12 protein-coding genes are annotated in these 12944 nt (G+C 58.7%); 4 read left to right on the top strand and 8 right to left on the bottom strand.

Going from position 1 to position 12944, the window contains the following annotated elements; translation table 11 throughout:
* The first annotated feature begins 5 nt into the window (after positions 1-5).
* Both ACFOOP_RS13560 and ACFOOP_RS13555 read left to right on the top strand, forming a co-directional pair.
* The gene (locus ACFOOP_RS13560; protein ID WP_379881654.1) at positions 6-2588 is read left to right on the top strand and encodes an MMPL family transporter; all 2583 of its coding nucleotides are present in this window, start codon (positions 6-8) and stop codon (positions 2586-2588) included.
* Positions 2589-2792: 204 nt separating this feature from the next.
* Positions 2793-3410 carry an MlaC/ttg2D family ABC transporter substrate-binding protein gene (locus ACFOOP_RS13555; RefSeq protein ID WP_379881653.1) on the top strand — a complete coding sequence of 206 codons (618 nt, stop codon included), beginning with the start codon at positions 2793-2795 and terminating at the stop codon, positions 3408-3410.
* A 273-nt stretch (positions 3411-3683) separates the two neighbouring features.
* Here the strand turns inward: ACFOOP_RS13555 and ACFOOP_RS13550 are convergent, their stop codons facing one another.
* Together ACFOOP_RS13550 and ACFOOP_RS13545 are read right to left on the bottom strand one after the other, a co-directional pair.
* Entirely contained in the window at positions 3684-4571 is an 888-nt protein-coding gene (locus ACFOOP_RS13550) for a polyprenyl synthetase family protein (protein ID WP_379881652.1), read from the bottom strand.
* A gap of 74 nt (positions 4572-4645) precedes the next feature.
* Positions 4646-5329, bottom strand: coding sequence for a type III secretion system chaperone family protein (locus ACFOOP_RS13545; protein WP_379881651.1), 684 nt, complete (start codon positions 5327-5329; stop codon positions 4646-4648).
* Between the two features lie 289 nt (positions 5330-5618).
* Between ACFOOP_RS13545 and ispH the strand changes: the two genes are divergently transcribed.
* Positions 5619-6641, top strand: coding sequence for a 4-hydroxy-3-methylbut-2-enyl diphosphate reductase (gene ispH / locus ACFOOP_RS13540; protein WP_379881650.1), 1023 nt, complete (start codon positions 5619-5621; stop codon positions 6639-6641).
* 52 nt (positions 6642-6693) lie between these two features.
* The gene (hpnH, locus tag ACFOOP_RS13535; protein ID WP_379881649.1) at positions 6694-7848 is read left to right on the top strand and encodes an adenosyl-hopene transferase HpnH; all 1155 of its coding nucleotides are present in this window, start codon (positions 6694-6696) and stop codon (positions 7846-7848) included.
* On the opposite strand, the gene ACFOOP_RS13530 is transcribed toward hpnH, so the two are convergent.
* Genes ACFOOP_RS13530 through hpnC form a run of 6 tightly spaced genes read right to left on the bottom strand, consistent with a single transcriptional unit; the run spans position 7792 to position 12881 of the window.
* On the bottom strand, positions 7792-8481 hold the full coding sequence (locus ACFOOP_RS13530) for a phosphorylase family protein (RefSeq protein WP_379881648.1): 690 nt from the start codon (positions 8479-8481) through the stop codon (positions 7792-7794). The genes hpnH and ACFOOP_RS13530 overlap by 57 nt on opposite strands.
* A gap of 43 nt (positions 8482-8524) precedes the next feature.
* A complete protein-coding gene (locus ACFOOP_RS13525) occupies positions 8525-9064 on the bottom strand; it encodes a hypothetical protein (protein WP_379881647.1) in 540 nt (179 codons plus the stop codon).
* Between the two features lie 6 nt (positions 9065-9070).
* Positions 9071-10345: a hydroxysqualene dehydroxylase HpnE gene (hpnE, locus tag ACFOOP_RS13520; RefSeq protein WP_379881646.1), complete on the bottom strand. Its 1275-nt coding sequence runs from the start codon at positions 10343-10345 to the stop codon at positions 9071-9073.
* A gap of 6 nt (positions 10346-10351) precedes the next feature.
* On the bottom strand, positions 10352-11062 hold the full coding sequence (locus ACFOOP_RS13515) for a prolyl hydroxylase family protein (protein ID WP_379881645.1): 711 nt from the start codon (positions 11060-11062) through the stop codon (positions 10352-10354).
* A 41-nt stretch (positions 11063-11103) separates the two neighbouring features.
* A complete protein-coding gene (hpnD, locus tag ACFOOP_RS13510) occupies positions 11104-11970 on the bottom strand; it encodes a presqualene diphosphate synthase HpnD (RefSeq protein WP_379881644.1) in 867 nt (288 codons plus the stop codon).
* Positions 11970-12881, bottom strand: coding sequence for a squalene synthase HpnC (gene hpnC, locus ACFOOP_RS13505; protein ID WP_379881643.1), 912 nt, complete (start codon positions 12879-12881; stop codon positions 11970-11972). Before hpnC ends, hpnD begins: the two co-directional genes overlap by 1 nt.
* Between the last annotated feature and the right edge of the window lie 63 nt (positions 12882-12944).

Below are 12944 nucleotides of genomic sequence, written 5' to 3'. Positions count from 1 at the left end.
GGCGGATGCTGACATTCATTGAAAAATTGCTGGCCGCGTGGGCCGAGACCGCGCGCCGCGCCGGCGCGCCTCTGGCGGCCGTTATCCTGATCATGGGCGGGCTCGCAGGCTATTACGCCGCGACCCATCTGAAGGTGAACACGGACACCAGCGCCATGCTGGACCCGGAGCTGCCGTTCCAACAGCGCGCCGTAGAATTGCGCGACGCCTTCCCCCAGATAAAGAATGACGTCGTCATCATTATCCGCGCGCCGACGCTGGACGAGGCGGACGCCTATGCCGGGGAGCTGCGCACGGCGCTTCTCGCCGACAAGGAGAATTTCACCGCGGTTTTCGCCCCGGCCTCAGACCCGTTTTTCCGGGAGAACGGGCTTCTTTATCTGGATCAGAGCGAGCTGAGCGCGCGCCTGACGCAAATGTCGAAGGCGGCGGGTCTTATCGAAACCCTGATCAAGGACCCGGAGCTCGGGACTCTGTTCACAACGCTCGCCGAAAATGACGAACTGGCCGAACGGTCCGATCTCGGTCAGGAGACCTTGCAGGAGATTTACGCCGAACTCGCCGCTGTCGCCGAGGCGAGCCTTGACGGCGAACGCCGTCCGTTTTCATGGATGGGCGCCCTCGATGAAGAAACGCGCGCAGAGCCGCACCATACACGGCTCGTCTACGCAACGCCGGTGCTAGACTTTACGAAACTGAAGCCAGCCAAGGCGGCGATCACGGCGCTGCGCGCGAAAAGTGACACCTTGAATGACGCCTATAGCGGACGTGTTGAAACATATGTGACGGGCGATCCGGCGCTGCGTATGGAAGAGCTGGAATCGGTTACGACGGGCATCGGCCTGTCTTTCCTGTTGTCCTTTGTGCTTGTCACAATCCTCTTGCTGGTTTGCTACCGCTCTCTGCCAATGGCTGCACTGACGCTCGCAGGGCTGATGGTCACGCTGACGCTGACATCCGCCTTCGCCGCCGCCTTTATCGGCGAGCTTAATCTCGTCTCTGTCGCCTTTACGGTTTTGCTTGTGGGGCTGGGGCTCGATTTCGCCATCCACCTGCTCTTGCATATTCAGGAACACCGGGCGGCGGGGCGCGACAATCAAAGCGCCTTGCGATACGCCATCCATGAAGTTGGCCCTGCGCTGGCGCTCGCGGCGCCGACAACGGCCATCGCCTTTCTTTCCTTCATGCCAACCAAGTTCGACGGCATCGCCCAGCTCGGCCTGATCGCCGGCGCCGGCGTCGTCATCGCTTTTTTCGTCACCATCACTTTCGCGCCCGCCGCCCTCGCCGTCTTCAAAGGCCAGCCGGGCCGGACCCATTCGGGCCGCGTGCGTGGTCTGTTCACGTGGATTGAAAACCACTCCATCCCGGTCGCCGCTGCAACAGTGATCTTCGGACTGGCAGCGCTGCTTCTGATGCCGCAGGTGCGTTTCGACGCAGACCAGATGGCGTTGCGCAATCCTGATGCGCCTTCGGTTCAGGGATTCAACCTGCTTTTCGACGACCCGGAGACGGCGCCCTACCGCCTGAGCCGGCTCGTCGACAGCGCGGAGGAAGCGATTGAGACCCACAACCTCGTCAGCAAGCTTGAAAGCGTTGAATCGACCCGCGCCCTGCCGGATTTTGTGCCGGACGATCAGGATGAAAAGCTCGAGCTCATCGACTTTGGAGCGGGCACTCTGATTTTCGCCCTCGACGCTGAGCCCGCTTCGGTCCAGGGGCCGTCCGCTTCTGACGGCATCGCCGCGCTTAAGAGTCGGCTCAATGAGGCGTACCAAGACGGTCCCGGCGCCAAACTCGCGGCGCTGCTTGGCCAGATGGAAAATGACGGCGCTGCGCAAGGGTTGATGCAGGAAAATGTTTTCGCGTTCTGGCCGCAACTCGTGGCGCAGCTTCGCGACAGCATGAACGCCGATTATGTGGAAATTGAAAATCTTCCCCCGGCCTTGCGCGAACGGTATCTGAGTGAAGACGGCAAATGGCGCGTGGACATCCTGCCGAGCGCTGATGTGCGCGACTATCGCGCGCTCGACACATTCGTGGGCGATGTTGAGGCCGCTGTTCCCGATCTCGCGGGCGGGGCCTATCAGGCGACGAAGGCGGGCGAAACAATCTCCTTCGCCATGCTCGAAGCGACCGGCATCGCCTTCGCCATTATCGCCGTATTTTTGTGGCTGCTTGTACGCCGGTTGCGCACCGTCCTGTTGATGCTGTTCCCGCTGGCGCTTGCGGCGGTGCTGACATCGGCGACCGGCGTTCTTCTCAATATTCCGTTCAACTACGCCAATGTCATCGTGCTGCCCCTGCTGATCGGCATCGGCATCGACAGCGGCATTCACCTTGTTCTCAGAAACGACCAGATCAAGGCGGGCGAAGGCGTCTATGGCACCTCAACCCCGCGGGCCGTCCTGTTCTCGGCGCTGACCACGGTTGCGTCCTTCGGCAGCCTCATGCTGTCGCCGCACCGGGGCACGGCGTCCATGGGCGAGCTTCTCTCCATCGCCATCGCTTTCACGCTTCTATGCACGCTGATCGTTCTGCCGGTCGCTTTCCGGTTCGACGGAAAAAGCAGCTCGAAAAGGGCTTAGCAGCGACCTCAAAAGCACGGTGAATACAGTGCGTTACAGCGATGAAACTAAATTTCTGGTGAGCTTCCGGCGTCCGCAGCTAACGCAAATGTCATGATGACGGTTCGCCGGTGCTGGAATTTCGCCGCAATCGACCCATATTCACCGAAAATCAGGAGAGCGCCGGTTCCGGGCGCCATTCATTTGAGGGCAAATCCGATGTTCATGTCTCGCGTCAAAATCTTCGCCGCACTGATCGCCGCGACCGCCGCAGCGCCTGTGTTGGCGCAGGACCCGGAGCCCGCCGTCGAAGCGGAAGAAAGCGCGATTGACGGCGCCACCGCCTTCGCCAAGACGCTGACGGCGAATGCGACAGTCGCCCTCACCTCGGAGAAAAGCGAAGCCGAACAGCTCACCGACTTTCAGCAGGTGCTGGCCGACGGCATGGCGCTCGACGTCATCGGCAAGTTCATGATTGGCGAGGCGCGCAACACGATGAACGACGAACAACTGGCGCGTTACGATGCGGTGTTTCCCGGTTATCTGACCAAGCTCTACGCCGAGCAGTTTCAGGATATTGTCGGCAAACCGCTGGAAGTTCTGGAAGCCAAAGAGCTCGGCGCGCGCGACGTGATCGTCAGGACACAATTCGACCGCTCGGAAGGCTCGCCCATCATGGTCGACTGGCGCGTGCGCCGGCTCAAATCCGGCGAGCGCAAGGCCATCGACATCATCGTCCAGGGCGTCTCCATCATGCTCGTGAAGCGCGAAGAGTTCTCCTCCTTCATCGCGACCAATGGCATCGATGCGCTGCTGGAAAGGCTAGAGGAAGAGGCGGCTTAATGAAGACTGAGCGAAAAAAAGGATTTCGGGAAAGTATCGACGAACTTCTCGTCAAGATGAATCCATCCCGAACCGAAGAAGCTCAGAGAAGGTTCCTTAAACGGCCCAAGGTAAAGCTAGCATCACGCATCAGTCCTATAGGGGCCGTTGCCTCCATACTTCTTGCGTTCGTGTACTTTCCGATCGGAGTAGTGCTTTTCTTGTGTGTCTGGTGTGCAAGTGTTTATCTCTTGGTGACTTCGGCTGAATAACCCGAACCGCAAAATTCACCCCTTAGTTTTTCCGCTCGAACACAAAATCCGCGGCGCCTTTGAGCGGCTCGGCCGCTGCGCCGAAGCGGTCGAGATGCGCCTTGCAGCGCTCGACGAGGTCGGCGGCTTTCGACTTTGCGCCGTCCATGCCGAGCAGCTTGATGAAAGTCGCCTTGTCCATTTCCGCGTCCTGCCCCGCGGGTTTGCCCAGCGTTTCGGCGTCGGCGGTCGCGTCGAGAATGTCATCGACGATCTGGAAGGCGAGCCCGAGGTCTTCGGCGTAGTTTGTTAGCGCGCCGACTTCGTCCGCTGACGCCTCACCGATGATCCCACCGCCCACGGCGGAGAAACGGATCAGGGCGCCGGTTTTCAAGCGCTGCAATTCCTCGATGCCCGCGAGATCGAATTCCTTTTGCTCCGCATAGATGTCGATCATCTGACCGCCGACCATGCCGATCTTGCCCGAGGCGCGGGCGAGCTCCAGCGCAATTGCGCATCTGACGTCGCCCGACGGATGCGTTTCCTCCTCCGCCAGAATTTCAAACGCCTGCGTCAAGAGAGCATCGCCCGCGAGGATCGCCGTGGCGTCATCATATTTCTTGTGGACTGACGGGCGGCCGCGCCGCAGGTCACTATCATCCATGGCCGGCAGATCGTCATGGATCAGCGAATAGCAGTGGATCATCTCGACCGCGCAGCCGACCCGCACCGACCGCGACCGAGGCGCATCGAACATGTCCGCCGCCGCAATCACCAAAAACGGCCGCAACCGCTTGCCGCCATCGAGCGCCCCCCAGCGCATGGCGTCCACGACCCTGCCGAGCGGTCCGCCCCTCGTCGGCAAAAACCCGTCGAGCGCATCCTCAACTAGGGCGGCGGTTTCTTTGATGGTGCTGGCGAAGGCTGACATCAGGCTTGTCTCTCATTCAGGCGCTGGAATGAGCGGATGCATATGCGGCATTTTCTGAAAACGCCACCCCGCGCTTAATGCGCCTTCACAAAGCCCGACCCGTCGCAGCTTATGCATTCGCGCGCGATAAAACCGCGCTTGCCGCGCCCGGCGCAGTCGCCGCATAGCTCGCGATTGTTTTTCGGGCCGAGGAAACTCGCCAAGAGATCGATGGGTTTGTTGTCCGCCGGCGCTGGCGCGACATTCATGGCGAAGTTGCGCGCCGCCTCCAGCTTTGCCGCCGGGAATGCCGACGCCATAGAGGCCTGGCCGCTCGACAAACCGTGGAGTGTAATCATCAGATCGCGCCGCCAGGCTTCGAGCACCAGCGCAAACTGGCCGTTATCGAAGACGCCGACCGGCTGCATGCCCGCCATCAGGAAGAGATCGCCATTGGCCTCGATCGAAGCGACGGCGATGTGAAGATTGCGGTTGATCGCTTCAACCATCTGCGCTTCCACGGGAAAGCCGACAAAGCGCGCCAAAAAACCAAGCTCGGCGATCTTGCCGGAACCGGGCGCCGTCTGCATCAGCGCGATAACGAAATTGACGCCATTATCCTGAACGCCGAAGACCGAAAGCGGCCCTTCATCGCCCAGCCGGTCAAGCGCGCCATATTGATTCTCGAGCGCGGCCACGACCTTGTCCAGCGGCCATGCGCCCTCTGTCGCCATCGCCCTCTTGCCTGAGCTCTGGCCGCCTGAAAATTTGCGAAGCATCTCCCCAATCCCCTCAACAGAACATACCCGGTCTCAGGCTACACGAGGCGGGGCCGCCCGCCAACTGGGGGCGCACAGAGCGCATGAAGGGGCGCGTCAAAGCGTGCTGCGCCGCCCGAAAGCCACAACCCAAGCCAAATCCGCGTGATTGCTGGCAAACATTTTTGCACTGCAGCGCGACACGAGATATATGGACTGTTCTGACCCTGCCCCGGTTGCCGGGCTTCCGGCGCCATGAAATAACGGGCCGGTCTTATGGCCGTTCCGGGGGATGGCTGGTCGTTGGATTATGGCGGAGAAGCAGACGAAAATGGCGGCGGCGAAAAACAAAATCAAAATCGTGCTTGCCCAGCCAAGGGGCTTTTGCGCAGGTGTTGAACGGGCGATCGACATAGTCGAGCGCGCCCTCGAGAAATATGGCGCGCCCGTCTATGTCCGCCATGAGATCGTTCACAACAAATATGTTGTCGAAACCCTGCGCGCCCGGGGCGCGATTTTTGTTGAAGAGATCGACGAGATTCCCACCGGCGCCGTGACGGTGTTTTCCGCCCATGGCGTCGCCAAGAAGGTCGAGGACGGCGCCTTGGTGCGCGAGCTTGGCGTGATTGACGCCACCTGCCCGCTGGTCACCAAAGTTCACAAAGAGGGCCGGCGCTACGCCGAGAAAGGATATGACATCGTCCTCATAGGCCATATCGGCCATCCGGAAGTGGAAGGCACGCTCGGCCAGATTCCCGGTCCCGTGCATGTCATCTCCGAACCCGAAGACGTCGCAGGCCTGCAAGTCACCGATGATGAGCGCGTCGCGTTCGTCACGCAGACGACATTGTCCGTGAACGACACCAAAGACGTCATCGCCGCCCTGAAAACGCGCTTCCCGACAATTATCGGACCCGATACGCGCGACATCTGTTATGCGACCCAGAATCGCCAGACCGCCGTCATCGCCATGGCGAAGCAGGTGGATTTGTTGCTCGTCGTCGGCGCCCATAACAGCTCCAACTCCAACCGCCTGCGCGAGATTGGCCAGAATTTCGGCATCCCGAGTTATCTGATCGAAAACGCCGCCATGTTCGACCCCGCCTGGCTCGAAGGCGTCGCCACGATCGGGCTGACCGCGGGCGCCTCGGCGCCGGAAACGCTGGTGCAGGAAACGGTGGAGCGCATCAGAAATTACTGCGATGTCACAGTCGAACTGCTCGACGGCGTCGAAGAAAACGTCCATTTCAAACTGCCCCGGGAACTTGCTGACGTGCCACGTCCGAAAGACGCCATGGAAGCCTGGGGCGCCGCCGCCACTGCAGACGCCTAACGACCGCCAGAACGCAACACTCGCATTAAAAAGAAAACACCGGAGAGCCTTCATGTCAGTATCGCTTCACCAACAGGTCCGCGTCGGCGCCTATGTCGCAAAACAAACCCTCATGGGCCGCGACAAATATCCGCTGGTCCTGTTTTTGGAGCCGCTTTTCCGCTGCAACCTCGCATGCCCCGGCTGTGGCAAGATCGATTACCCGGCGCCGATCCTCAACAAGCGTTTGACCGTGCAGGAATGCCTCGACGCCGTTGATGAATGCGGCGCCCCCGTGGTGGCGATCCCCGGCGGCGAGCCGCTGATCCACAAAGAGATTGGCGAAATTGTCGAAGGCATCGTCGCGCGCAAGAAGTTCGTGTCGCTGTGTACCAACGCGCTCTTGCTCGAGAAAAAACTCGATCTCTTCAAACCGTCGCCATTCCTGTTCTTCTCGGTCCATCTCGACGGTCTCGAAGAAGAGCACGATCACGCGGTGGACCAGAAAGGCACTTTCAAGATCGCGGTGAAAGCCATCAAGGCGGCGCAGGACAAAGGCTTCCAGGTCAATGTCAACGCGACGATCTTTGACAATATGACCGCGAAACAGGTCGCCGACTATCTCGATTTCGCCACCGATCTCGGCGTCGGCATCTCGATCTCGCCGGGCTACGCCTATGAGCGCGCGGAAGACAAAGAACACTTCCTGTCCCGCGAGAAAACCAAGAACCTCTTCCGCGACATCTTCAAGATCGGCAAGGATCGGGGGCGCAAGTGGAACCTGTCTCACTCATCGCTGTTCCTCAACTTCCTCGCGGGCAATGAAGAATATATGTGCACGCCCTGGGGCTCGCCGACGCGCAATGTCTTTGGCTGGCAAAAGCCCTGCTACCTGCTGGGCGAAGGCTACGTCTCAAGCTTCAAAGAGCTGATGGAAACCACTGACTGGGATTCTTACGGCACCGGCAAATACGAGAAATGCTCGAACTGCATGGCCCATTGCGGTTATGAACCGACAGCGGCCATGGACGCGGTGAAGAACCCGTTCAAGATGTTCAAGATCCCCGACATGTTCAAAATCCCGACCGAAGGCCCGATGGCGCCGGAAATCGATCTGACGCAAGCCCGTCCGGCCGAGGACGTGCACGAAAAACTCGTCGACGCAGAGATGTCAAAGATCGAAGCAGAGAAAAAGGCGAGCAAAGAGCGGGCCGAGGCTGCGGCGTAGGGTTTTCGTCGCCGCGGCGCTATCGCCGCCAAGTTTGATCAATTCCGGAAATTGTTTGGGGTCGCGCAATGCGGCCCCTAATGTTTTGAAGACCTGCGTTGACCCGTCCGGCGCGACGGCCTCCAGCGCCGCCTTTGGCAAGGCCCGGTCCGCAGGATCGGCGATGGCGCGAATGGCGATGAAGGGCGCGCCGGCGCGCGCCGCCGCCCGCGCGGCGCCATGGCTTTCCATATCGACCGCGGCGCAGCCGTGATTGTGAAAGAGGGCCGACTTCTTCGCGGCGCTGTCGATGATTTCATCGGCGCCAAAAAGCGAGGCGAATTTCGCGCCCACCGGCATGTCCTCGCGGATCACGCTCAAGAGATAAGTATCCGCGCCATAGACCGAGCCGTCATCGGCGATGATGGTCTCGCCGATGATGAGATCGCCGGACTTCAGCGCCGGGTCGAGCCCGCCGGAAACACCGACTGAGATGATCGCGCTCGCGCCGTCATTGCAGAAACCGCGGGCGATCTCTTCGGCGCGCGCGGCGTCAGCGCCGGAAACGCCGACGCGGATTTTCGACGCGTCAACACTCGACGAAACCGCGTCGGCTTCGGATTTCAGGCCGCATATGACGCCGATAAAACTCATAAATTTTCGTTAGACCTGCACGTTGCAAACGGAAATAATCAAATCATTTGCTGGAGATTGAATGTTTTTTCGAGATAAAAATTTCTCTACTCATGACGGCAACGCCCGCAAAAAGGCCGACTATTCCTCCAATATAACTAAAGTTGTGCATAGTTCCCGCCCGTGCGAAAGCCACAGGATCATAAACAGAAAAATATTGCATCCAGCCTGGGAGCATTTCTTCAGTAACTGTAAGAAAGCTAACACCCAAAGCAGTCACACCGACAAATAATGTAGTGACGACAACGACACTTGCGACTTTTATAAATGCTTTCACAAAGCGTCCGGCGCCTCTGACAAACAACCCCATAATGTAAATTGGCAGGCCAATTAGAAAGCCCATCCACCAACTTGCACCCCAACCCACGATGCTTGCACCCAGCCGGTTGCGGAGATCAGGCTCGATCAGAAATTGATCAAATTTGAAATCATGGAAGTAGCTGGGAGATACAGTGTATGAAATTTGATTATGAAGTGCGCCATAAAATCCAGCAACAGCACATGCAAAAGCTATTAAAATTGGGAATAGCATTATCTTTTTCATATCGTCCTATGGTGTAATAGCACGTAAAACCAATTCCGCCGCTCTGTCGCCCGACCTGATGGATCCCTCAATCGTTGCCGGAACGCCCGTATCCGTATGATCCCCGGCGAGGAAAAGATTGCGCCATTGGGTTTCCGGTTTCAGGCGCTTTCTCGCGCCTTCAGGCGACTGATCCGGCGTTGCGCGCTTTTCGCGGATGACGCGCACGCGTTCATAATCGGTATCGCCGAGATCGAGCGCAATTTGCGTCTCGCGCCAGATTTTCGAGACCACATCGTCATTGGGCAGATCGTCCGTGCCGATGGCATGCGACGCCGACGTCGTAAGGCTGATCACATCATCGCGCACAAAGGCCCACTGCCCGTCCGAGCCGATCATGCCGATGAACGGCCCTTGACCAAGCGCATCTTTCGGAACCGGTTTGCCGAGGCGGTAATGGATATTCAAAATGCTGGCGTCGTCATTGGGCGGATCGATGTCGGGCAGCAGATCCTTCAGCCGCGTCGGCGGAATGGCGAAAATCACCTTGTCGCCGTCTTCAAGCGTCACAGCTTCATCCGCGAAATTGAGGGTCGTGACTTCGCCGCCTTCCATCCAGACGCTGCGCACGCGCGCATTAAGGCGAACTGTCCCGCCATGAGCCTCAATAAACTTCACCGCCGGGTCTATGAAAGCATAACCGAGCCCCGTCTTCGCCGTCAGCGGAATTGACGCCTGCCCGCCCAGCAGAAACGTCTCGCGGATCACCCGCCAGAGGAGTTTCGCCTGCCCCTTAGCCGGCGTCGTATTGAGCACGGCGAGGGTCAGCGGCTCCCAGAAGCGTTCATATAAAACGCTATTTTTATCAACTACTTGCTCGACAGTTTTATCATCACCGGCAAAGGCGATCCCCGCCGCCTTCACATAATCCATGACGCCGGTGTCAGGGACGCGCCATTTCTTGTCGAACACCCAGAAGGGGATGAAGCCTTCATTGATCCGCACCGTCCAGCGCTGGCCCGTCTTCACATCCACAAACGGATACATAGCGAACGGTGGGCCTGTCAGCGGGTCTTCCGCGCCAATCCGTTTCAGATAGGACAAAGCCGACTTGTTGCCGGACATGATCAGATGATTGCCGTTGTCGATCTCGCGTTCGAGATGCTTGTCGTAAAACGTGCGGCAGCGGCCGCCCGCCTGTCCCGCACCCTCATAGACCGTCACCGGCACATCATGTTCAATGAGACGCACCGCCGCCGCAAGACCGGACAGGCCGGCGCCGATAATATGAACGCGTGGCATCGAACCCTACAGCCGGATCGAGTGCGGACGCGGTTCGAGGCTCGTGCGCAGGGTTCCTTTCGCCGCCGCCCAGGAAACAAGCGCATAGCGAACGCCAGCCGTGACCGGCCGCGCGGCGTGGACGTAACGCGCGTCCGACGGAAAGGCGAGCAACAGTCCTTTTCTCGGCTGCAGCTTCAACCCGAAATTCGGGAAGTCGATTTCGCCGCCGGCATACCCTTCATTGAGATAAAGCAGGATCGAATAATCGCGATCGAGAACCCGCTTCCATTCTCGTTTCATCGGATCCCAATTGTCCGCATCCGCATGGGGTTTGTATTCACCGCCATCGCGATAACGCAAAATTTCAGGCAATTCGAACCAGTCAATGCCGACTTTGAAATGATGGCCTACGACATTCTCAAAGACATGCTTGACGATGCCATTGATGTCCGCAGAAAGCGACCGCACATCGATAAATTCAGAGCTGCGTGTTTCAGATCGCTGGGGCGACATGTCATCACCGCCCGCCACGGTATGCCTTTCACCAAGCTGGTTTTCACACTCCGCCACAATCGCGTCGCAGATCTGGGGCGTCAGAAAATTCTGCACCATCAAAAACCCGGGCGGAACGCCGCCTGCGGTAATGATGACGCCGCCCGGCTGATCCGACACGATTTCGGCCCAGCGATCGGGACGCAACGGGCCCCCTTCGATATAACCGCGGTCATTATACATATGTGTAATCCTGTTTCGTTTCTTGTTTTTCGTTTGCGGGTTCAGATTTTTGGAGCGAAAAGCCAGCGCAAGGCAATCAGCGCCTTTTCGCCTTTAGAAAGGGTCACACGCGCCTGCCCATTCGCCCAGCCGCGCGCTGTCATCTTGTCAACATAGCGTTCATATACGCCCATCATCAAAAGCGCCGGCCGAAGGACACGCCAATCGAGACTGTTCAATGCGAGGCGTGCGCCCGCAAATTTCCGCCGCGCCATGTCGGCGATCTCCGCCCGAACAGCAGGCAGGCCCGGCGCAGTGGAAATATCCGACGGGGTCAGCGGGCAATTGTGTTTCTGCAGCAGTTCGCACGGCAGATAGAGACGGCCTTCGCCTGCATCCTGTTCAATGTCGCGCAAAATATTGGTAAGTTGCAGCGCATCGCCGAGAGAAATGGCAAAATCGTCTGATGCTTTACCTTTGGGCGCGCCAAAAACGGGCATGGAAAGCTGTCCGGCGGCGCCCGCAACCCGGCGCGTATAAGCCGCGAGTTCTTCAAGCGTCGGAGCGATCACCGGTCCTTTTGCATCCATCTCCATCCCCTCGATCATGAGGATGAATTCTTCTTTGGGAAGATTGAATGCGCGCACCGGCGCGAGCAGCGCTACGCCAGTCGGCGTCTGCGGCGCGCCATCATAAAGCCGGTCTATTTCCGCACGCCACGCACCGAGCGCGGCAAGCTTTTCATCACGGGTTCCGCCTTCATCGGCGATGTCATCCACTTCGCGACAAAAAGCATAGACGGCGTACATCCCTTCCCGGCGCGCTTTCGAAAGGATGCGCATGCCCGGCCCGAAAGAGGTCTTTGACCGCTTGACCGTTTCTTCCGCGTGACGGCGCGCATCCTCAGGAGAAATGGCGGTCGCCAGCATCAGACAGCACCCCTGCCGGCCTGGAAAAAACCCGAAGCCGCGCCGATAGCGCCAGCGACCGCAAAGTCCAGCTTGCTCAAGGCAACACGGCTCGCCAGCGGATCACCTTTTCGTAAAAGCTGAATAAGCCGGTCCGCCAAACGAACAATGATCGCCGATTCCATAGCGAGATGTTTTGAGGCTAGCGCCGAGGGTAGCTTGCGCGCATCCACCATCAACGCCTCACAACCATCCAGCATGCGGTCCATGACCTTACGGAAGCCAGGCGCGACGGCGGCGCGCTCTACTACCGTGAAATCCTCACCTTCTTCGGCCAGCCACTCGCCGATAATATAGATGCGGTCGAGTTCGCGCTTGTCATCTCCGCAATCCTGCAAATGATTGACAATCTGCAGCACGGTGCAAAGCGCATCTGAATAGCGGTAGCCAGATTTGTCTTCGCCATGCAGGTCGAGCAGATAACGGCCGACCGGGTTCGCTGAAAGTTCACAATAACCGAGCAATTCTTCCCATGTGCGGTATCGACTTTTTTCAGCATCAAGAATGAAGGCGGCGATCAGGTCGCTTCCATGCTTCGTGGTGACGCCTGTTTCCTTCATGCTTTCGCGCAAGGCGTGCGCCTTGGCATATTCTTCGCCATAGCCAGGCTCGCCATTGAGGACAGCGTCAAACGTCGTCAGCCGTTTTATTTTTTCTTCGGGCGAGAGCGCGCCATTATCAGCGATGTCGTCAATGGCGCGGGCAAAGTCGTAAAAAATCGCCACATGGGGCCGCAAATGTTTGGGCAACAAAAATGAGCCGACCGGAAAGTTCTCGTCCTTCGCGCCTTTCCCCGAAGGCGTTTCCGCGGTCGCGACAACGGCCCCCTTTTTGGGGATTTCCGGGGCGGTGATTTCAGGCGTGGCTGACATGGGCGCACCTTACGGATTTTCGCCCTTTTTCCAAGGCGGCATCTGCAAAAGCCGCCTCTTTGC

This window comes from Hyphococcus aureus (genome assembly GCF_042643165.1).
In the GTDB taxonomy this organism is placed as follows: Bacteria; Pseudomonadota; Alphaproteobacteria; order Caulobacterales; family Parvularculaceae; genus Hyphococcus; species Hyphococcus aureus.
The sequence above is the reverse complement of the archived record's forward strand: the minus strand, read 5'-3'. Positions and strand labels throughout refer to the sequence as shown.

Bases quoted from the DNA above. Each gene is read 5' to 3' on its own strand.
- ACFOOP_RS13560 (WP_379881654.1), top strand. From the start codon at position 6: ATGCTGACATTCATTGAAAAATTGCTGGCCGCGTGGGCCGAGACCGCG.
- ACFOOP_RS13555 (WP_379881653.1), top strand. From the start codon at position 2,793: ATGTCTCGCGTCAAAATCTTCGCCGCACTGATCGCCGCGACCGCCGCA.
- ACFOOP_RS13550 (WP_379881652.1), bottom strand. From the start codon at position 4,571: ATGTCAGCCTTCGCCAGCACCATCAAAGAAACCGCCGCCCTAGTTGAG.
- ACFOOP_RS13545 (WP_379881651.1), bottom strand. From the start codon at position 5,329: ATGCTTCGCAAATTTTCAGGCGGCCAGAGCTCAGGCAAGAGGGCGATG.
- ispH (WP_379881650.1), top strand. From the start codon at position 5,619: ATGGCGGAGAAGCAGACGAAAATGGCGGCGGCGAAAAACAAAATCAAA.
- hpnH (WP_379881649.1), top strand. From the start codon at position 6,694: ATGTCAGTATCGCTTCACCAACAGGTCCGCGTCGGCGCCTATGTCGCA.
- ACFOOP_RS13530 (WP_379881648.1), bottom strand. From the start codon at position 8,481: ATGAGTTTTATCGGCGTCATATGCGGCCTGAAATCCGAAGCCGACGCG.
- ACFOOP_RS13525 (WP_379881647.1), bottom strand. From the start codon at position 9,064: ATGAAAAAGATAATGCTATTCCCAATTTTAATAGCTTTTGCATGTGCT.
- hpnE (WP_379881646.1), bottom strand. From the start codon at position 10,345: ATGCCACGCGTTCATATTATCGGCGCCGGCCTGTCCGGTCTTGCGGCG.
- ACFOOP_RS13515 (WP_379881645.1), bottom strand. From the start codon at position 11,062: ATGTATAATGACCGCGGTTATATCGAAGGGGGCCCGTTGCGTCCCGAT.
- hpnD (WP_379881644.1), bottom strand. From the start codon at position 11,970: ATGCTGGCGACCGCCATTTCTCCTGAGGATGCGCGCCGTCACGCGGAA.
- hpnC (WP_379881643.1), bottom strand. From the start codon at position 12,881: ATGTCAGCCACGCCTGAAATCACCGCCCCGGAAATCCCCAAAAAGGGG.